The organism is Pseudolactococcus reticulitermitis, from assembly GCF_002260845.1.
Classification (GTDB): domain Bacteria; phylum Bacillota; class Bacilli; order Lactobacillales; family Streptococcaceae; genus Pseudolactococcus; species Pseudolactococcus reticulitermitis.
In genome coordinates this window covers 218126-238500 of sequence record NZ_BEDT01000002.1, presented here as the reverse complement: position 1 = coordinate 238500, position 20375 = coordinate 218126, and the positions used below count along the sequence as shown (strand labels likewise).

The 20375-nt window shown below is 40.9% G+C and carries 23 protein-coding genes and 1 riboswitch; of the genes, 4 read left to right on the top strand and 19 right to left on the bottom strand.

What is annotated here, in order from left to right; all coding sequences use genetic code 11:
- Positions 1–62: 62 nt before the first annotated feature.
- From RsY01_RS05060 to RsY01_RS05025, 8 genes are all read right to left on the bottom strand, one after another.
- Complete coding sequence (locus RsY01_RS05060) at positions 63–1268, bottom strand: CCA tRNA nucleotidyltransferase (RefSeq protein ID WP_167373225.1); 1206 nt, start codon at positions 1266–1268, stop codon at positions 63–65.
- Positions 1265–2032: a 4-hydroxy-tetrahydrodipicolinate reductase gene (dapB, locus tag RsY01_RS05055; protein ID WP_094784463.1), complete on the bottom strand. Its 768-nt coding sequence runs from the start codon at positions 2030–2032 to the stop codon at positions 1265–1267. Before dapB ends, RsY01_RS05060 begins: the two co-directional genes overlap by 4 nt.
- Positions 2029–2874, bottom strand: a complete 846-nt coding sequence (locus tag RsY01_RS05050; protein WP_094784462.1) for a DegV family protein — start codon at positions 2872–2874, stop codon at positions 2029–2031. Before RsY01_RS05050 ends, dapB begins: the two co-directional genes overlap by 4 nt.
- Before the next feature lie 6 nt (positions 2875–2880).
- Entirely contained in the window at positions 2881–3261 is a 381-nt protein-coding gene (locus tag RsY01_RS05045) for a DUF1149 family protein (RefSeq protein WP_094784461.1), read from the bottom strand.
- 75 nt (positions 3262–3336) lie between these two features.
- Entirely contained in the window at positions 3337–3948 is a 612-nt protein-coding gene (locus tag RsY01_RS05040) for an HAD-IA family hydrolase (RefSeq protein ID WP_094784460.1), read from the bottom strand.
- Positions 3938–4657, bottom strand: a complete 720-nt coding sequence (gene trmD, locus RsY01_RS05035) for a tRNA (guanosine(37)-N1)-methyltransferase TrmD (RefSeq protein WP_094784459.1) — start codon at positions 4655–4657, stop codon at positions 3938–3940. The genes RsY01_RS05040 and trmD overlap by 11 nt, the downstream gene beginning before the upstream one ends.
- Before the next feature lie 3 nt (positions 4658–4660).
- The gene (gene rimM / locus RsY01_RS05030) at positions 4661–5176 is read right to left on the bottom strand and encodes a ribosome maturation factor RimM (RefSeq protein ID WP_094784458.1); all 516 of its coding nucleotides are present in this window, start codon (positions 5174–5176) and stop codon (positions 4661–4663) included.
- Between the two features lie 256 nt (positions 5177–5432).
- Entirely contained in the window at positions 5433–5936 is a 504-nt protein-coding gene (locus RsY01_RS05025) for a hypothetical protein (RefSeq protein ID WP_238594949.1), read from the bottom strand.
- Positions 5937–6251: 315 nt separating this feature from the next.
- Here RsY01_RS05025 and RsY01_RS05020 point away from each other — a divergent pair, with 315 nt between their 5' ends.
- A complete protein-coding gene (locus RsY01_RS05020) occupies positions 6252–6692 on the top strand; it encodes a hypothetical protein (RefSeq protein ID WP_094784457.1) in 441 nt (146 codons plus the stop codon).
- Positions 6693–6831: 139 nt separating this feature from the next.
- Here RsY01_RS05020 and RsY01_RS05015 read toward each other — a convergent pair whose 3' ends face one another.
- From RsY01_RS05015 to cls, 4 genes are all read right to left on the bottom strand, one after another.
- On the bottom strand, positions 6832–7071 hold the full coding sequence (locus RsY01_RS05015; protein ID WP_094784456.1) for a KH domain-containing protein: 240 nt from the start codon (positions 7069–7071) through the stop codon (positions 6832–6834).
- A gap of 76 nt (positions 7072–7147) precedes the next feature.
- Entirely contained in the window at positions 7148–7426 is a 279-nt protein-coding gene (gene rpsP, locus RsY01_RS05010) for a 30S ribosomal protein S16 (protein WP_003137168.1), read from the bottom strand.
- A 463-nt stretch (positions 7427–7889) separates the two neighbouring features.
- Complete coding sequence (gene guaC / locus RsY01_RS05005; protein WP_094784455.1) at positions 7890–8876, bottom strand: GMP reductase; 987 nt, start codon at positions 8874–8876, stop codon at positions 7890–7892.
- 220 nt (positions 8877–9096) lie between these two features.
- Positions 9097–10569 (bottom strand): cardiolipin synthase, encoded by a 1473-nt coding sequence (gene cls / locus RsY01_RS05000; protein WP_094784454.1) that lies wholly within the window; start codon positions 10567–10569, stop codon positions 9097–9099.
- A gap of 1166 nt (positions 10570–11735) precedes the next feature.
- Between cls and RsY01_RS04990 the strand changes: the two genes are divergently transcribed.
- Positions 11736–12455, top strand: coding sequence for a PRC-barrel domain-containing protein (locus RsY01_RS04990; RefSeq protein ID WP_094784452.1), 720 nt, complete (start codon positions 11736–11738; stop codon positions 12453–12455).
- Between the two features lie 321 nt (positions 12456–12776).
- Entirely contained in the window at positions 12777–13445 is a 669-nt protein-coding gene (locus RsY01_RS04985; protein WP_094784451.1) for a DUF6198 family protein, read from the top strand.
- A 25-nt stretch (positions 13446–13470) separates the two neighbouring features.
- Here RsY01_RS04985 and tenA read toward each other — a convergent pair whose 3' ends face one another.
- Genes tenA through thiD form a run of 3 tightly spaced genes read right to left on the bottom strand, consistent with a single transcriptional unit; the run spans position 13471 to position 16374 of the window.
- Entirely contained in the window at positions 13471–14130 is a 660-nt protein-coding gene (gene tenA, locus RsY01_RS04980) for a thiaminase II (RefSeq protein WP_094784450.1), read from the bottom strand.
- A complete protein-coding gene (gene thiE / locus RsY01_RS04975; RefSeq protein WP_094784449.1) occupies positions 14124–14753 on the bottom strand; it encodes a thiamine phosphate synthase in 630 nt (209 codons plus the stop codon). Before thiE ends, tenA begins: the two co-directional genes overlap by 7 nt.
- Complete coding sequence (gene thiD, locus RsY01_RS11145; protein WP_094784448.1) at positions 14746–16374, bottom strand: bifunctional hydroxymethylpyrimidine kinase/phosphomethylpyrimidine kinase; 1629 nt, start codon at positions 16372–16374, stop codon at positions 14746–14748. Before thiD ends, thiE begins: the two co-directional genes overlap by 8 nt.
- Before the next feature lie 107 nt (positions 16375–16481).
- Positions 16482–16586: riboswitch (TPP riboswitch) on the bottom strand.
- Positions 16587–16745: 159 nt separating this feature from the next.
- On the opposite strand from thiD, the gene RsY01_RS04965 reads away from it, so the two are divergent.
- Positions 16746–17546 (top strand): aminoglycoside 6-adenylyltransferase, encoded by an 801-nt coding sequence (locus RsY01_RS04965; RefSeq protein WP_094784447.1) that lies wholly within the window; start codon positions 16746–16748, stop codon positions 17544–17546.
- 18 nt (positions 17547–17564) lie between these two features.
- On the opposite strand, the gene RsY01_RS04960 is transcribed toward RsY01_RS04965, so the two are convergent.
- The 4 genes from RsY01_RS04960 to purM all read right to left on the bottom strand — a co-directional run bounded on the left by RsY01_RS04960 (position 17565) and on the right by purM (position 20255).
- On the bottom strand, positions 17565–18071 hold the full coding sequence (locus RsY01_RS04960) for a flavin reductase (RefSeq protein WP_094784446.1): 507 nt from the start codon (positions 18069–18071) through the stop codon (positions 17565–17567).
- Positions 18072–18094: 23 nt separating this feature from the next.
- The gene (locus RsY01_RS04955) at positions 18095–18604 is read right to left on the bottom strand and encodes a P-loop NTPase family protein (RefSeq protein WP_094784445.1); all 510 of its coding nucleotides are present in this window, start codon (positions 18602–18604) and stop codon (positions 18095–18097) included.
- An 86-nt stretch (positions 18605–18690) separates the two neighbouring features.
- The gene (gene purN, locus RsY01_RS04950) at positions 18691–19236 is read right to left on the bottom strand and encodes a phosphoribosylglycinamide formyltransferase (RefSeq protein ID WP_094784444.1); all 546 of its coding nucleotides are present in this window, start codon (positions 19234–19236) and stop codon (positions 18691–18693) included.
- Positions 19233–20255, bottom strand: coding sequence for a phosphoribosylformylglycinamidine cyclo-ligase (purM, locus tag RsY01_RS04945; protein WP_094784674.1), 1023 nt, complete (start codon positions 20253–20255; stop codon positions 19233–19235). The genes purN and purM overlap by 4 nt, the downstream gene beginning before the upstream one ends.
- Positions 20256–20375: the final 120 nt, after the last annotated feature.

Here is a 20375-nt window from a genome sequence, read left to right as displayed (position 1 = left end):
CTTCGTGAAATCTTGAAACTTGACCTACGCTAGCGCTCTGGCCAAGCAGGGTCATTCGCGAACTATGTCCGCTCAAAGTTCCTTTTTACGTAATTGAAAATCTCTTGAGGGGTATTTTTCAGCTGTCCTTTAACGATTTCTAGCTCGATCTGATGGTAGAGTTGTCCGATTTGTGGGCCTGGTTGAATACCAAATGCTGTCATGATTTGACCTGCTGATACGGCAATCGCTTGTCTACTTCTGATTTGTAGCTGGCTATCAAGTACTGAGATATGCTCAAAATTCGTCTCTAAGTTTTGCGCAGCAAACAGCTCCTCGACCAAAGTCAGACTTGATTTCCCAAGTTTGTAGAGGTCTTCGGGGCTGAAATCGCCTTGCTGGCGTTTGTGGTAGGCTGTCAGGAAATCGCTCACGGCTGATGAAAACTCTCGTGAAACTTTCCATTTTTTGAGTAAAAATTTACCGTCGGTAGCCCCAAGTTGGTGTGCTAGGTAGCCCCAAGCTTGAACTGAATTGGTAAATTTGAAGTCTGAGGGTAGGGCTAATAAACGAGCTAAGGCAGTTTGATCGGAAAAATCAGGGAGATAGGGATAGGCCTCTATGGCTAATAGGTCACGAAAGCCTTTATGCCAATAATCTGCGGTCAATAACTTATCGAGTTCGATGAAAATACGCTCAATCGAAATTTTAGCCAGCAAATGCGCATGGTCTTTCATCGAGGCAAAAGTCTTGCTTTCCAAATCGAAATTCAAAACTGCGGCAAATCTCAAGCCACGCATGATTCGTAAGGCATCCTCGTTAAAACGTTCAGCAGGATTGCCGACTGCACGCAAAATCTCAGCCTCTAAATCGGCTATCCCGCCATGAAGATCAATGACTTGACCATCATCAGCGAGGGCAAAGGCGTTAATCGTGAAGTCACGGCGCAATAAATCCTCAGATAATTGGCGCACAAAATTCACGTGTGAGGGTCTGCGGTAATCGACATAGACGTCTTCCGTCCGAAACGTCGTGACTTCATATTCGTCACCATCTGCCAGCACCAAAACAGTCCCATGCGCAATCCCAATATCAATCGTATGCTCAAAAATTTGTTTGGTTTCAGCCGGATAGGCGCTGGTCGCAATATCGACATCGTGAATTTGACGGTGCAACAAAACGTCTCGCACGCTCCCCCCAACAAAGTAAGCCTCATAGCCAGAATTTCTGATTTTTTGCAAAATCGGCAGAGCTTTGACAAACTCCGCCGGCATTTTTTCTACTCTCATAAAAGATGTTCTAATCCATAAACTAAGGTATCAAGGTTGATAACTTTCTTGATACCGAGCTTGACGCCGCCCATAAAGGAGACACGGTCATAAGAATCATGACGCAGCGTCAAGCCTTCACCATTGGCACCAAAAATCACTTCTTGGTGCGCCACAAGACCCGGCAAGCGCACTGAGTGAATGCGCATACCGTCAAATTCAGCACCGCGTGCCCCTGGCATAGTCTCAACTTCATCAGCTGCCCCTTGTTTCTTGTAAGTTCGAGTTGTTTTGATGAGTTCAGCCGTTTTCACAGCTGTCCCTGATGGGGCATCTTTTTTCTGATCATGGTGCAACTCGATAATTTCAACATCTGGGAAATATTGCGCTGCTTTTTGGGCAAATTCCATGACTAAAATCGCACCAATCGCAAAGTTAGGGGCGATTAAACCGCCAACTTTTTTTACTTTTGACAGCGCGATGAGTTCTGTAATTTGCGCTTCCGTAAAGCCCGTTGTCCCAACAACTGGGCAGAGATTGTTTTCAATCGCAAACTTCGTATTGTCATAGGCGACATCAGGAATGGTAAAATCCACCCAAACATCTGCTGCTACACTTAAAACATCTGCTTTATCATTGAAAACAGGGATACCAGCGACTTCTTTTTCCGTTGCAAATGGATCAATCAGAGCTGCTAGTTCAAGTTCTGGGTCATTGTTGACCATCTCGACAGCGGTTGACCCCATGCGACCTTTAAAACCAGAAATGATGACTTTAATCATTATTTTAACTTCGGACTCATACCAAATCCGAGTGCTCCTTCCCCTAGATGCGTGCCAATGACAGCACCGAACGTCGCAACAGAAACATCAAACCCTTTACTGGTCAGCTCTTCTGCGATTTCGTGTGCCTTTTCAGGTATATTTGAATGGATCACGTAAACTTTGTAAGCTCTATCTTTGGTGTTTTCAGCCAAGATTTTATAGAGCCGTTTGAAGGCTTTTTTACTCGTCCGAATTTTCTCGTAGACAACGATTTTTCCTGCTTCATCAAAGCGTAGAATCGGTTTAATATTTAAGAGATTACCTATCATGGCAGCACCATTTGACAAGCGCCCGCCTTTAACCAAATGATCCAAATCATCGACGATAATAAAGGCTCTTGTTTGGGCAATGATGTCGGTTAATTCAGAGGTGATAAACTCAAACGGTGCGTTGGTTTTGATCATGTTATAGGTCATCTCGACCATGTAGCCTAATGGTGCAGAGGTGATTTTAGTGTCTGGAAAAAACAGTATCAAATCCGGAAATTCGTCTTTCAGATACTGAATGTTTTGCCAAAAACCTGAGATGCCTGATGATAAAAAGAGGCCAATGACATGTGTATAACCGTCAGCCTGTAATTTTTCAAGCAACTCTACTAAATCACTGATACTGGGCTGACTCGTTTTTGGGAGTTCTTCAGTTGCTGCCATTTTGTCGTAAAAGGCTTGGACAGTCAAATTCTTGCCCTCAATGTACGTCTCTCCAGCGATAAAAACCGGAATATCCAACACAAAAATGTTGGCTTTCTCCTTGATTTTATCACTAAGATAAGCTGAACTATCTGTAATAATTGCGGTTTTCATAGGACCTCAAAATTCCAAATTAATGCCCGGTTGATCCAAGGCAATTTCTGTTACCTCATAAGTCAAGCGTTTGAGCAAATCAAACAAAGGTGCTGCCAATTCTTGCATCTTTTCTTGATCGAGTTGCTCTCTATTTTCAATGACTAAATCACGAATATAGTTGAGCTGACTGATATGACCTGAAATCACGAGATTTTCAAGTACGATGATAAATGTCAAAGCACCAGTAATCGCCGTATCAGTTTCACTAACGCCTTCAATCTGCTCAACTAACTGAAACTGAACATTCAAGTTCGTTTCAGGTGTGCCATTTTCTTTTTCCCACTCCAAGTTTCTCGCATCATAGTGAAACTGGTGGACTACTTCTTGTTCGCGTTCAATTTTCATTTTTTCTTCCTTTCTGCGATTTCACTTTGTGAAATCTTGAAGCCTGACCTGCGCTATCGTGCCAGCCAAGCAGAGTCATTTGCGAACTTTCGTCCGCTCAAAGTCTTCCCATGTGTGGATCAATACATCTGCTTTGACTGCATTGTCCCCAAAAATGCCTGCTTCATCAAACAAAATCGTTTTAACACCTGCATTTTGACCAGCCAGTATATCCAAGGGTCGGTCGCCAACCATTGCTGTTTGACTTGGCTCGAGGTAATATTTGTCAATCAGATAGGTTAAGGCTTCCGGATCAGGTTTTCTGGCGAAGTGGTTATCACTTGTAATAATTTCAGTAAATAAAGGTGCTAAGTCCCCCAAATACGTATAAGTCTGATCATCTCGATGGCTGACAACAAAATTCTGACCACCTTGTGCCACAATACCAGCTAAAATAGCAGGAATTTGAGGATAAAACTTGACATCCGTCTGGAGCTTGGCTTCAAGCACATGATAGTCATCAATAAAGTCTGGTGTGGCATAATCCGATGCGAATTTGCGAATCGAATACTTTTTGATAAAATAAGCCAAATCGCCCTCATAGTCAATGCCATGCTTAGCAATAATTTGCTCTAGCGCCTCTAGCATAACAGGGTAGGTATCAAACAAAGTGCCATCAAAATCCCAGATATAATTTTTAATCTTCATTTTTCAACCCTTTGAGTAGCTCAGTCTCCTCAGCGTTCAGCTCATATTTTTCAAGCAAATCAGGTCGTAGACGCTGGGTTTTCGCTAGACTTTCGCGCAAGCGCCATTTTCGAATGTTTTCATGATGACCACTCATGAGCACCTCTGGCACTTTGAGCCCTCGAAAATCCTCGGGTCGCGTGTACTGGGGATATTCTAGGAGCCCTGATGAAAAGCTGTCATCTTCATGGCTCGCTTTTTTGCCAAGGACGTTTGGCATTAAGCGAACGGTGGCATCAATCATGACAGCAGCAGCAACCTCACCCCCTGTTAAGACATAATCGCCAAGGGAAACTTCATCTGTTACCAAGGTTTTTATCCGCTCGTCAAAGCCCTCATAATGTCCACATAGAAAGACAACTTGGTCTTCTGTCGCCAACTCTTCTGCAAAGGCTTGGTCAAATTTGCAACCCGCAGGATCCATCATCAGAACACGCGCATTTTCATGGGGAAATGACGCCATGGTGTCAAAAATCGGTTGTGGCATGAGGAGCATGCCCTGACCACCACCATAGGGCATATCGTCGACATGTTTTTGTGTGTTGGTTGCGAAATCTCTAAAATTATGGAAATTAACCTCAATTTTCTCAGATTTCCGCGCACGTCCAACAATTGAATGTTCCAGACTGGAAAACATCTCTGGAAAGAGTGTTAAAATATCAATTCGCATCTTTTAATCGTCCAATCCTTCTGGTACTTCGACCATGACTTGGTTTTCAGCAAGATTGACAGACAAAATCACGTCTTCGATAAAGGGCAGTAACAAGTCTTTTTTACCCTGACGCTTAATGACCCAGACGTCGTTCGCCCCTGGTTGCAGAATTTCTGACACAGTACCAATTTTTGTTTCCTGTTCAAAAACATCCAAACCGATGATATCATCATAGTAAAACTCATCGTCACTATCAAGCGCCGCACGATTTTCTGCCGCTACTTTGAGTGAAAAATCGCGAAACTTCTCGACATCATTGATGCTATAAAGTCCGTCAAATTTGACAATATCAAAATTCTTTTGTTTACGGTGCGTTTTAACTTTTAAGGTTCTAACGAAGTTGTCAGCCTTATCAAATAGAGCCAACTCAGCATTCTTTTGATAACGTTCCTCAGTGAAATCCGTCACCGAAATAATGCGTACTTCGCCTTGCAACCCCTGTGTATTGACAATCGTTCCTACTTTGTAATAATCCATTCTTATATTATACCACAGACCGCCTAGCAGTCCAAGGATCGAGCATGTAAAAACGTAGGCAATTCATCAAAAATGATGATTTCAGCAATAGCTAGAAGAAAATAACAAGTATGTGAAATCAAAGAACAAAATAATTCGAAACTGCTTTCTTTTTGGGCATTTAAAAATGTTGTATAATAGAGTTAGAAATAAGACGCCTGAATATAAAAAATAGTTAGCAATGCGCTAGCTATTTTTATTCATTTGCTCACTTATTTTAAAACCTAACATCAACATTTCTAAATAAATGTTGATAGAATGAACTGCTACCACTAATAGACATATTAAGGATTCCAGATCCTCCCACACCAACACTTCCACCACCTGATACTGTTATAGTACCATTATGATGTAAATCTCCATTTAACGTATAGTGTATACGATTAGGGTCTGGTAAAGCATATTGTAACGTTCCTACAAATGATTTATCGCCAGCATTAAAACCGGCATAGACTATTTGTTCTATTCCTCTAAAACCACCACTTTCACTAGTTCTACAATAAAAGTAAACTTGTCTTCCATCGCCAAAGTTATCGTATAGTGTACGATCTTGCCATGAAAAACTAACCACCGCGTAATTATCCTCTTCTGTTTGTCTTTTCAACCTTGTACTCATGGAGTGAGGAAAAAGTATATCTTCTGCCTCTTTCTTTGTAATACTAGAATTAGAAGATAACTCCAGTGTTAATTCTTCCTTGGTTAGATTCTCACTAATTGTCACCCCATTTCCAATATCGTATCCCGTTTTTGATTATTCAGCACTGGCTCTTTGTCCAAAATTCGTAAAAGAAGTTACACCTAGAATTAATGATGCAACAAACAAAATAATTTTACTTTTTTTCATCATGATTATTCCCCCCCTTGAAAATTCAGAATTAAATCACTTTACCAATTACATTACATCATGAAACCGCTTACTTTTCAATGGTATGATATTTAAAAATGGTGTATAATAAAGTTAGAAAGACCCATCTTTAAATCCTTATCTTATAGGCAATTTAAACATCATATTACTTAACAAATGGGGGTGTTTGTCATGCGAATAAAAAGAATGATATTCTTTGGTTTCTCTTTACTATTTTTATCTTTATTGTATGCTTGTAAAAAAAATGATTTTGAGGTGATAAACAATCAAACAATTGACAAAATTGAAATATCTGTAGTCAATAGAAAATTTAAGGATGAAAATGAACGATTTTCTAAAATCAATGATCCACTAGAGCAAGAAAAAATCATATCAGATTTAAATGTGCTACTAAATCATGAAAAAGTAAAAGTTTTAGATGCAAACAAACTTACGCCTGACAATGACTATGTCATTAAATTATACAAAAATGATAAATTAGTTCAGAAATATACTATTTCGAAGAATGTATTATCTGAAGGAATTAATACTATAAAAAAATATGAAGTACCCAAAAAGGATAAAGATAAGTTGAATAATTTAAAAAAACATTTAGAAAAAATAACTAATTGATTTTTGATTATTAAACGAACATAATAAATACTATATTTGATGTATAAAATAAAGCCCTCCCATTCTGAATCCAAAACGGGAGGGCTTTTGATTTTTTCTAATCTAGATTTGAATCTGAAACGCTGATTTCAGCGCTTGATTATTTTTCGACGAGTAGACGAATTTTTTTACCTGCAACAGGTACAGAATAAACAATCGTTCTGATGGCTTGAATAATCCGACCTTGCTTGCCGATAATCCGACCCATATCGTGTTCTGCAACATGGAGGTGAAATTCGACAAATTCATCGCCGTCTACAACATCAATATGAACAAGGTCAGGTTCAGTCGTCAGTGGCTTAACAATTGTCAATACCAACTCTTGTACTTCTAAATCCATAGTAGTCTCTTTCGTTTAGTCAAAAATTTCAAAAAAGCGACCAAAAATAGTCGCTTCTCACAAATAGAATACTTGCTTATTTTGAAGCGTATTTTGCTTCGTGGAATTTTTTCATAACGCCAGCTTTTGACAAGATATTTTTAACCGTGTCAGAAGGTTGTGCGCCATTGCCAAGCCACTCAAGAATGCGTTCTTCTTTTAAAGTTACTTGATTTTCATCAGCGATTAATGGGTTGTATGTCCCAACTGTCTCGATGAAACGACCATCACGTGGTGCACGTGAATCAGCAACGTTAATACGGTAGTAAGGTTTTTTCTTTGAACCCATGCGAGTCAAACGAATTTTTACAGACATGATATTTCTCTTTTCTTTTTTGTTTACATTTATTATTATAGCAGATTATTTTGGCGTGTCAAGTTTTTTTCTTGACAGATATTTTTCCACATCAAATCGACGACAACAACTATAGCAGCCTATTTCAAACGTTTCATGATAGATTTGATTAATAGACATAACAACACTGCTGATATGAGTATGATAAAAATATTGATATTAACAGAAAACATATAATCAAGGAAGACTAGCAGTAAGAAAATAGCAATCATAAAGAAATAGTTAGCGTTCATTATTTAGCTCCTTGTTCAATATTTCGTTTACATTTTCAGTCTATCACAATTTTAGCGCCTAAAAATCAAAGTATCATAAACGACCTAAAATATGCCAAATACGACCTAAAATCAGAGCAAAAAAGACCCCGAATCAATTTTTTGAGGTCTCTCTCGTTATCTCGTCGCAATAATTTGCTTAATCTTTTACCTTAAATACTATCGCCATTCCAAATAGAATTTTTAACAATCACGTAATCGACTTTGGTCAGGCTTGCTAAATCACGACCGCCGGCATAAGAAATTGAGCTTTGCAAGTCTTGCTGCATTTCAGTCAAAGTATCTTGAAGCGCCCCTTTATGCGGCACGAGAATTTTCTTGCCTTCAACATTTTTCTTTTCGCCTTTTTGGTATTCAGAAGCTGATCCGAAATATTCTTTATAAAGTTCACCATCTTTGGTAATCGTTTGACCTGGACTTTCTTCGTGTCCGGCAAATAATGACCCAATCATGACAAAACTTGCGCCAAAACGGATTGATTTGGCAATATCACCGTGCGTCCGAATGCCACCATCCGCAATAATCGGTTTACGCGCAGCTTTAGCACACCAACGGAGGGCAGCCAGTTGCCAGCCGCCTGTACCAAATCCTGTTTTAACTTTGGTAATGCAAACTTTCCCCGGCCCAATGCCAACCTTTGTCGCATCAGCTCCAGCATTTTCAAGCTCACGAACCGCTTCAGGTGTGCCGACATTACCTGCGATGAGAAAGGTTTCTGGAATGACCTCTTTGATGTAGCGAATCATGCGAATGACGCTGTCAGAATGCCCATGGGCGATGTCAATCGTGATGAATTCTGGCACAGCGTTTTCTGCTTTTAAGGCATCAATAAAGGCATATTCATAGTCTTTAACACCGACTGAAATCGATGCAATCAAGCCTTGCGCCTGCATTTTTTTCACGAATGGCATGCGAGCAGCTTCATCAAAACGATGCATGACATAGAAATAGCCATTTTTAGCCAGATATTCCGCAACCTCTTCATCAATAATCGTCTGCATATTAGCAGGAACGACAGGAATTTTAAAGGTGTGTTGTCCAAGTTTAACAGATGTGTCAGCTTCGCTTCGGCTATTGATGATACATTTGTTAGGGATAAGTTGGATGTCTTCATAGTCGAAAACGGGTAAATTATTCATTTTAAGTTCTCCAAATAGGGTTAGTATTTGCAGATACCGACCGAGTTGATCAGATAATCTGCTCAACTTCGCTATTGTGACAGAAGATATTGGGATATCTAATCCTCAAAACATATCTCTCTGCTCGTCACAACTTCCATTCTTCATTATAAAACACTTTGGAAAACTCTTCCAAAGTGTTGGTGTGTTTTGAGAAATATTCTGCTGTAATGTTCGGATTTTATAACATTGGCCCGATGAGTCTGGCAATGCCTTCTTTAAATCTGATGAAGAATGACCGTTCTTCATAACGCTCTAAAGTCAGTTGTTGACTGACTTTCAAATCTTCAAAAAAGTCATGACGGAGGCGTTGTGAAAAATCATAATCATAGATAATCATATTGCCTTCAAAATCTAGGCTAAAGCTGCGATAGTCAAAGTTAGCAGAGCCTACTGAGGCAAAATTGCCATCAATAATAATCGTTTTCGCATGCACAAAACCATTTTCATAAGTATAGACTTCTGCACCGTAACGCACAAGACTAGCACTATAATAGTAAGTCGCCCAGTAAACAAAGGGGTGGTCAGGTTTATTTGGAATCAGCAGTTTAACCTTGACACCACTTAATAGGGCAAGCTTCAGGGCGTCATGAATGGCGTCATCCGGGATATAGTAAGGCGTTTGGATGATGATTTCATCTTCTGCGCCATTAATCATCTTCAGATAAGCCATCTTAATCTGCTCACGTTTGGTATCTGGGCCACTGGAGACAAACTGGGCTGTGATATGACCAGAAGCAGCAGTTTCTGGAAAATAAGGCACAGAATTTTTTATTTCGTGCTGGTGTTGGCTATTCCAGTCCATGATAAAGCGATTTTGCAAAGAATAGACGACATCGCCTGTCAGACGCAAGTGGTTATCCCGCCAGTAACCAAATTTTTTAGTGATACTGACATATTCATCTCCGACATTAAAGCCACCAGTATAGCCGATTTTGCCATCAATAACGACAATCTTGCGGTGCAAGCGGTAATTCGTCCGCGGATTAATCATAGGCAAAATCAGTGGGAAGAAATAAACGACTTCTCCGCCTACAGCTGTCAACTCTTTAAAATGCCGCATTTTCGTGCCGTTTGAGCCCCAAGCATCAATCAGCACCCGGACTTCAACCCCTCGCTTTCTCGCTGCGATGAGGGCCTGTGTCAATTCCTTGCCTAAGTTATCCATGCGGAAAATGTAGTATTCGACATGGACATGATGCTGAGCTTTTTCAATGTCAGCAATCAGGGCATCAAATTTTTTACGACCATCCGTGAAAAGCTGGACGTCTGTATTCATGGAAACAATCGACTCTTCTGAAATGAACAGCATGTGCAGGAGTTGCCCAATCACGTAATTGTCTGTTATTTTAGTGAGAAAACGATCTTTTCGATAGGCTGCTTTGGCTTGCTTGATTTCTTGTTCAAAGCCATGGCGCGGTTGCGATTCCAACTTAAAAATCCGAAAGCTAGAGATGCCTCGACCGATTAAAATATAGAGAATAAAGCCAAAAATGGGGAGTAAATTCACGACAAAGATCCAAGACCAGGTTGCCGCTGTGCTTTTTCTTTCACGAAAAATGATGACTAGGGAGAGGATGAGGTTGATGAAGAACATCATGGTACTAAAATGTGTTCTAATATCTGTCAAGATCAAATCTAAAATAGCATTCATACCTTTATTTTAACATATTATTTGCAAAAAAATGATTTGAGAGTTATGTCATCTCATTTAAAAAGGCATATAAAGCGCTGATAGCATAGAGATAGTGTTGCATTCATCTGAGTCTAGGCAAATATAATTCCCTTTTTTCGTATAAGTCCCATCGCCGCCAGATTTAGTCGTTGCTAAAAATAGACTGACTGTCGTCATTTCTTGGCAAATGGCACAAAGACCTTTGATCGGATTGCTACCAAATTCACCGAAAGTGCCTTGAAGCTGATTATTTTCATCGTAAAATAAGATGAATTTTCATCCCTGATCGGGATCGTGCCAGGCGACATAACTATTTTCTCGGAGGTCTAAACTCGCCCAGTTGGGGATACCGTACTCCAAATTTATAACATTTATCATGAAAACGCACCTAGTTTTTTTCTGATAATAAGAAAAAGAAAAAAAACTAAGGTTTCGTCCCTTTAACTCTTATGTTTCCTAGGATTTTATAAAAATTCTATTTTTATATCTTCTTGAATAATTTCTGATTTTGGAGTAGTATATACATTATGTAGGTTATATTTTCAGAAATGAGGGGGAGATCATGGAAACTTTTTTATAAGTATATTTTAAAAATCATCGGAGAACTGAGCAAGGTACAGACAAAATCAATCTCTTTCAAAAAACTCGAAAATCGCATTGATCTCACGAAAAAAACCATCATAACCTATCTCGACACTTTAGAAGGCTATTGTAAAGAAAATAACATTAAACCCTTTATAATTGATAATCAAAAAATTAGATTATCAGCAAAATCTAATTTTAATGTTTTGGATTTATATTCTTCTATGACGCAACATGCCATCAAATATCAAATTATGACACGGGTTCTGTTAGAGCCACAGGTCTCTTCTGTCAAGTTATACCTGTTCAAATTTATACTGCTGCGCAACTAAAAGGTGAAAAGCCTGATGTCATCATCTCTAACTGGCTACCTGATAAAAAATATCAGGATATTCCCTTCTTCTCTACTTCTTTATTCTACTCAGATTGGAGTCGAGATGATTTAACTCAGTTTATTTATGATTTATCAGATCGGAAGAATCGACTCAGATAAACGTTAAAAATATTATAAAGAAAGGTTTTAGATTGGCGGAGCCTATCCGTCAATCTAACTATACTCAAAAATGAAATTAGTAAGTGTTTTAAATGAATTGCCAATCGTCGGAATACAAGAGGGCAAAGTGATTGGTATCACATCAAAAGTCGTTGTTTCAATGGAAACAAGATGCGTTAAATATTTAATCTTTAACATGATTCAGCATACGAACGTCCCAACAGCAATTGATTTTGAGGCGGTTAGAGGATTAGGTAACGACTATATCGTGGTCCTAACAGCCAATGAAATCAAACCTTTTTCGGATAAGTCAATCCATCTAGAGCGTACGGTTGATCTCATCGGGACACCTGTTTTGATGGACCTTGGAAATAAAGTTGGCAAGGTCATTGATTTTGAAATCAATGAAAAGACTGGTGAGATTTCGAAAATCATCCTAGACTCAGATAACAGCTTCACAGGTCAACAAATTATTTCGCTTTCTGAACATTTTATCATTGTGACTGAGATACCAGAATGCTACCAAATAACGGGTGATCAAAAAGATATGGTCTTTTCTTCACCTCAAGAGTGTGTCGGTGATTCAGAAGAATCGGTATCTGCTGAAACTGAAAAAATAGTGCTCGATCAAAAGATATTAGAGTTATTGACGGGACAAGTCACTGCTAAGAAAACAGCTTCAAAAGATGGCAACTTCTCCATTAATTCCGGTGTGATGTTGACCCCAGAAATGATTGAAGCTGCCAATCAACAAGGCGTGCTAGGCGATTTAGTGATGAATGTTAAATAACCCACGCCTGATGACGCGACTGATATTAAAAAAATAATCTACCTTTTTGCCTTAGTTAGTTTTTCATTTAAAATGGTATCTGAAAATACTGGAAAGGCGTCAAATTTTTGGGGTAAAATCGCATCCATTTTTGTCAAGGTTTGTGCTTGGACTGCTGCAACTGTATCCGTGTCATTAACTAAGGTGGTAGACGTTAATCAAATCGTCCACCACCTTAGTTAATGCAAAATATTGGTAGGATAACACGGCTCATTCCTCCTGAATTTAAGGGAAATTCTCCCAAATGATAGCATTATCATACAAGTATAGTATAATAGTCCTATGATTACAACACAAGACGGCCTCAGAAAGCCAACAACTTTAGAAGCAATTTTTTATTTCATCCTCTCACTCCTGATTAATGCGACAGGCAATGGTTTGACCGTCGCAGCCAATATGGGGTCTAGCATGTGGACCGCTTCCGCTGCGAACATTGCCTTTGATTTTAACGCTTCTATTTCTTGGGTGCTGATTATTTATGGTGCTTTACAGATTCTGATTAATATCGCCCTGCTAGGTCAAGTCAATTTTTCAAGTATTCTAGGTAATATTATTTTTATCAGCTTCTTTGGTCCTTTTGTCGGTATTTTTAAACAATTTTTTATGAATTTAGGCATTTCAAATTTACCCCTGTTCGCCACGATTAGTCTCGATATTCTAGGGATTTGTTTGGTTGCCATTGCCGTTTCAATCTATCAACGGCTCAATCTCATCTTACATCCAGGGGATGAGATGACTAATATTCTCCGGTTTAAATATTTTAGTGGCAATGCCAAAATCGCCCAATGGGTTAATTTTTCAATCCCCGCTCTCGTTATCATCGTTTTAAGTCTCATTTTTCGACAAATCGTTGCTGTCAATATCGGAACGGCAATCGCCCTCCTGTTTCAAGGGATAATGATTACTTATTCTGACCAGCTTATTTTTCCTAGATTGAAACACAGACTATGAGGGTCTGTGTTTTTTCTTCGCTTCTTCATTTGGCGACTGTCTTTGTGCTAATGCCAGTTTGCATCTGATAGGACATTTCCCAAAACAGATATTCAAACTCTAAACTTGATTTGAAAATCGTCTGAATTGCCTGATGTTCCTGTTCAGATTTATCTTGCAGTAAACTTTCTAATTTGGCTAATAACCATTCTGCTGATTTTGCGAAGTCGGCAGAGGCATATTTTTCTAGCCAAACGCGACAGGCTTTGAGCAGACGTTGGGCAAACTCAGCATAAGTCCAAGCACACGGTAGTACTGTCGCGATGATTTTGGATAGCTGACCACTTTGGGCAGTGGCTAACATATTGGCAGCATAGGCGCGATTAAACAAGGACGCCTCAACTTGCGCAGCCACTTCTGCAGATATGTCAAATGTCGCCATATAGTTTCTATGCGTCTCGAGTTCTGAGCCTAAAATATCAGACTGTATTTGCGTAAAATAGCACATACTTGATTCGTCATCCGCATTAATCGCGGCATAAGCCATAAGGCGGGCATAATCAAGGAGGTAGAGGTAGTCTTGTAGCAGATAGAATTTAAATTTTTCTTGTGGTAACGTGCCCTGTCCGAGTTCTTGGACGAATGGATGCTGGTAGGTCGTTTCCCAAAGTTCTAGCACATTTTCTTTCAAGCGTTCTGCTAACATTTTTCAACCAATCCTTTCAACTCATTCGCCGCTTTCTTAATCTCTGTTTGTCCCATAATCGCCGAAACGACCGCAAAGCCATCAATTCCCATAGCCTTAAAATCTAGAATGCTAGCCTTATTAATACCACCGATAACGACGATAGGCAGATTAATCGCTGCACGAATTTCAGCCAGTTCAGCTAATGATACCAGCTGTGCATCTGTCTTGGTATCAGTCGCATACATAGCACCAACCCCTAGATAATCAGCGCCAGCCTTGCAAGCCGCCTGTGCTTCCGCCAAATTACGGGCAGAAACACCAATCAGCTTATCAGCGCCAATCAAGCGCCGAACATCAGCAAGCGGTAAATCATCTTGCCCAATATGCACACCCTCTGCATTGATCGCTAGCGCAATATCCACACGATCATTGATCAGCAATGGCACGCCGTACTGACTTGTCACTTTTTTCACGCGTCTAGCCGTGTCTAAAAATACTTTAGAACTCGCTGTTTTTTCTCGTAATTGAACAAGCGTCACACCGCCTAAAATGGCTTGTTCAACTGCTTCTTCCAAGGTTTCGGTAGACATCAGGTCACTATCCGTCACTAAGTACAGGCTATAATCTATTGCTTTAGTCAATCGTCACACGCGCCCTTTCTTGTAAAATCGTCTCAGTCAACAGGCTAATCCCGTCCTGAATCGCCGCATGAAATTGACCATTACCACCTTTCCCCGCTTTTTCAAAGGCTATTTCTCCAGCAATGCCCATTGACAAAATCGCCGTTGCGGTTGCCTGAAAAATGGTATCTGGATTCCCGCCGCAGTAAGCACCGATTAATGACGTACACATACAACCAGTTCCTGTAATCGCCGCTAATTTCGGATGGCCATTGGCAATAGTTATGACTTGTTGACCGTCAGAAATGACATCTACTGCACCTGTAATGGCAATGACCGCACGCAACTGCTTAGCTAAACTTTTAGCAAGGCTAGCTGTTTCGTCTGTATTTTGCAAATCGTTATCAGCGGCATCAACACCTTTCGTCGCGACATCTAAACCAGCGATAAATTTAATCTCAGAAATATTGCCACGAATCACTGAAAAATTAACTTCTGACAACAACTGGTCAACTGTTTGATTCCGGAAGGCTGACGCACCAGCGCCAACTGGATCTAAAATCACTGGAATGCCAACTGTATTAGCCGCCTTACCCGCTGCAAGCATAGCAGGAACTGTCCGCGAATTAAGGGTGCCGATATTGATGACAAGAGCTTGTGACATTTGCGCAATATCTGCTGCCTCTTCAATTGCCTCAGCCATAATCGGCGAGGCACCAATCGCCAGTGTGATATTGGCGCAATCATTGACCGTGACATAATTGGTTAAATGATGAATCAAAGGTTTTGTTTTCCGAACATTTTCTAGCATGTTGCCCGTCAGTTTCGTCAGTTTCTTCTCTCCTCTTTCTTTATACAAATCATGAAAATGGTGGGTCGGACCATTTCCCCGCCCAAAAGGCAAGGCGTGCATAATCGCTCCTGTCACATAGTCTTTGGCCAGTCGCACTGCTTCAGGCATAGGATGCCCCAAGGCGAGATTGCTAGCAATGGCTGAGGATAAGGTGCAGCCTGTGCCGTGTGTGTTTTTAGTCTGAATCCGCTGCCTTGTCAACTGATAAAATTCAGTGCCATCATACAGCACATCTGTTGCCTCTCCGCTGGCATGCCCGCCTTTGATGAGGACCGCCTGACAGCCCATCTCATGAATTTTTCTCGCTGCGATTGCCATATCAGCGACTGTCACAATCGTCATCCCTGAAATTTTTTCAGCCTCTGGAATATTGGGCGTGATTAACGTTGCAAGGGGAATCACAACATGAATCAAAGTCTCAATCGCATCAAGGGCCATCAGGGGGCTGCCATTTTTGGCATACATGACAGGGTCAATCACGACATTTTTAGGTTGCCAAATTTTAAGGGCATCGGCAACTGTTTGCATCGTTTCAATCGTGTTCAGCATTCCGATTTTGACCGCATCCGGCTCAATATCTTCAAAGACATCTCTGATTTGCTTGTCAATCATGTCAGGGGTCACATCCATAATCCCGCTGACACGATAGGTATTTTCAGCGACAACTGCTGTAATCACAGACATGCCATAGACACCATGAGCCGAAAATGTTTTCAAATCAGCTTGAATTCCTGCACCACCACTACAGTCAGAGCCTGCAATCGTCAGCGCTTTTTGCGTCATTTCCATACAAAAAACCTCTCCTTTTCATCACAAGGAGAGGTCGACTGACACTTATCTCAATCGCACACCGCTCAACTCGTGAAAAATTTGAGTTGAGGTTTATTTGTGTACCAAAAGTCTATCGATCACATCCCTCCGCTCGTGCTAACGAGTTCAGGTTCAAAGAGTCCAGAGCAAACGCTCAATCTCAGCCAAAAACGGCTCCCCTTGTGATGGGTTATTGAATTAATTGTGTTACTAAAAGTCATTATAACACGTTTTTCTTAATTTTAAACTAAAAATTCATCTTTTTTGAAAATCTGCTCAATTCGATCAATCAGTTCTTTTGCATCCGAAAAGATTTCTGATATAATGAAAGCAAAGTAGAAGGAGACAAGATGACATCTGAGACACTTTTCAATCTGATTCTGACAACAGGACAAACAAACACTGCCATTCTTATGATTGGCAGTGAGGGGTCGCGCAATGACCCAACTGTGAAACCAGACCCCTATCAAGATTTTGACATCACCTATTTTGTTTCGGATGCTGATTTTCCAACTTTCGAGCAGTTTGACCGCAGTCATTTTGGCGACATCATGATTCAACAGATTTTACCTGAGAAAAATCGCTGGTGCTGGCTGATGCAGTTCATGGACAGCAATCGCTTGGATTTAAAAATTCAGCCTGTCTCTAGTGTGCCTGATTATTTGGCGGACGATACGCTCAACACGATTTTGCTGGATAAAACAGGGAGTTACAGGAACTTACCCGCAACATCTGACCAAACCCACTGGGTACAGCGTCCAACTCAGACTGACTTTGACAATAGCATCACAGAATTTTTCTGGGTCAGCACTTATGTCCTCAAAGGCATCTTGCGGGGCGAACTTCTCTATGCCAACTTCTTTTTTGAGACAATTGTTCGTGAGGAACTTTACCGACTGCTGACTTGGCGGGTCGGTGTTGACACAGACTTTTCGCTATCAGTTGGTAAGGCACACAAACGACTCCCTGATTATTTTGAGGGGCTTGAGCGCTTGTATGACTTGTCAGATTTGACACGGACTTCGCAAGCGCTCTCTACTGCGCTGACGATGGTGGATGACCTATTACCAAGCCTGAGTCATGATTTACAACTGACTTATGACAAAACAGCCGTTGACCGCACGACTGACTACATTTTTCGACAACTATAAAAAGCCTAGAACGGCTTTTTAATTTTCTTTCACATAGACTTTGACAATCTCGGCGATATACATATCGTGGTAGTCTTTTTCGGGATAGTGTTCGGCAATTTGGGCATCTAGAAATTTCTCGGGGTCAATCGGGGCTTGGTAAAGTTTTTTCATCACGAAAACCATCTCCGCTTCTTCAAAGCCCACCGTGTCCTCAAAGTTGTGGGGCGTGAGACCAGCTTTAGCGATTTTGTCAATGTCACGGCCACTTGTGTGACCGAGATAGGTCAGCTCTTTTCGAAAATCGCGACCAAAAAAGCTGAGGGTAAAGGTATCGGTAGCGTCCACAAAGGTTTTTGTATAGCGCTGCGGGCGGATATAGACTGTCGCGACGTTCCGGTTCCAGAGAAAGCCCAAACCTCCCCAACTAGCGGTCATAGTATTGCAATTGTCAGCCGTACCAGCCGTGATGAGTAACCATTCCTTACCGATTTTCGTGAAAGGGTTCATGTCCAAGATGTTAATGCGGACTGCTTTAAATGTCATGTGGGGGCTCCTTTTCTTGATGTTTAAAGTTTCTCTAAAAAATCACGAACTTGTCGGCGATTTTTTAAAGTGATCAGTTTGACTGTATTCGAACGCGATTCGAGTGCTGTCACGATATACGGCCGCACTTTTTGATTAAAAGTCCAAACAAACTTTAAGAACTTCAGGTACTCTTTATCAAACATTTTTTCTTGAAAATAGTCAGGCATATCTGGACGCGAGCTTTTATCCTGACGAAATTGCATGGAACGTTTGATGATGCGAAAGATGTTTCGTTTAGCGGGAAAGTCAAGCCAGATGACCGTGTCAGCTTGTGCAAGCCGCATCGGTAAGGTACCCGCGTAATTTCCGTCAATAAGCCATCTATCAGTCGCCATCACTTCTTCTTGTTTCGTGATGAAAGTCGCCCGGTCTAACGTCTTACCACCAGGCAAATGATAAAAGGCATCCAAAGAATAAACAGGTAGCTGCAACTTTTTGGCAAGTTCTCGTGATAAAACCGATTTACCAGCACCAGATACGCCAATAATCATAATTTTCTCCATATCTTCATTTTACACTAATTTAACGTAATAAACTATTATTTATCAATCAAAAAAGAGCCCGAAAGCTCTTTTTTTCATTTCTCTAAAATCTCTCGTAAGACTTCTGGATAAAGCAAATACTCCATCTCATGAATTCGTGCCTCAAATGTTTCTAATGTATCATTTGGTAAAATCGGCACACGCCGTTGAGCAATAATCTGACCTGTATCGACGCCTGCGTCAACATAATGAATGGTCACACCACTCTCTGTCACACCTGCACGCCAAGCATCTTCAATACCATGTGCACCCGGAAACTCTGGCAAAAAAGCAGGGTGGATATTAATGATTTTACCTTCATAGGCTTGTAGCAAGGTTGGGCTGACGATTTTCATGTAGCCAGCTAGAACGATAAAGTCAATCTCATATTGCGCCAAGAGCTTTAGCAGTTCCGTCTCATAGGCGGTCTTGTTCTCAAATTCCTTTAATTCAAAGCTATATGTCGTAATGCCAAGTTTTTCAGCGCGCGCCAAAGCCTTGGCATCTCGTTTATCTGTGAACAAAAAGCTAACGGGAATGCCTTTTTTGACCAGATTTTCAAAATTTGTGCCAGAACCGCTGGCAAAAACCGCTGACTTCATTTGATAATAACCGCGGCTGTCTCACGCTTAACGATTTGACCGATTTCAAAGCCCTTGCCGTCAAGCAAGGCTTTGGCTTGATTAAGATTTTCAGGTGAAATCGCAAGCACCATGCCCAAGCCCATATTGAAAATTTCAAACATTTCGCTGTGTTTGAGGTTACCTGTTTTTTCTAACAAATCAAAAATCGGTAAGCTATCCCAAGTGCCTTCTGTGATTTCTGCTGCTAAGTCATCGCCAAACATCCGAGGAATATTTTCGATGAAGCCACCGCCTGTGATGTGTGAAATCCCGTTAATCACACCTGCTTTAACCAAAGGCATGAGGTCCTTGACATAAATTTTAGTTGGGGTTAATAAATTATCAATCAATTTTTGACCGCCAAGTTCAGCCATTTGGGCATTTAAATCAGTCTCGGCAAAAACCTTGCGGACAAGTGAAAAGCCATTGGAATGGATACCTGATGACGCCAGACCAATCAGTATATCGCCCTCTGAAATCTTCTCCCCCGTGATGATCTGAGACTTCTCAGCCACACCGACTGCAAATCCAGCGAGGTCATAATCATCTTCCCCATACATCCCAGGCATTTCAGCGGTTTCGCCACCGACTAGGGCTGCATTAGACTGGACGCAGCCTTCTGCGACACCTGCTACGACTTGTTCGAGTTTGGCAGGAATGTTTTTGCCAGTTGCGACATAATCTAGGAAATAAAGAGGTTCTGCGCCTGCGGCGATGATGTCGTTGACGCACATGGCAACACAATCAATCCCAATCGTGTCGTGCTTGTCCGCCTCGATAGCGAGTAGGAGTTTTGTGCCAACACCATCTGTGCCAGAAACGAGAACGGGCTCTTTCACACCAGTCGTCGTCAGGTCAAACATGCCGCCAAAACCGCCTAGCGCACCCATGACACCTAAACGTTCTGTGCGTTTAACGTGTTTTTTAATCCGTTCAACAACTTCATAGCCAGCTTCTACATCGACACCAGCTTGCGCGTAAGCATTTTTTTCAGACACTCTTGTTCCAACTTTCTTTTGTTTAAGCCAATTCAAATACGGCCTTTTTTATCATTATAGGTTAATTCTCTCGGAAATCAGCAAAAAAACTGCCTTTTTAGACAGTTTTTAGCGATAATG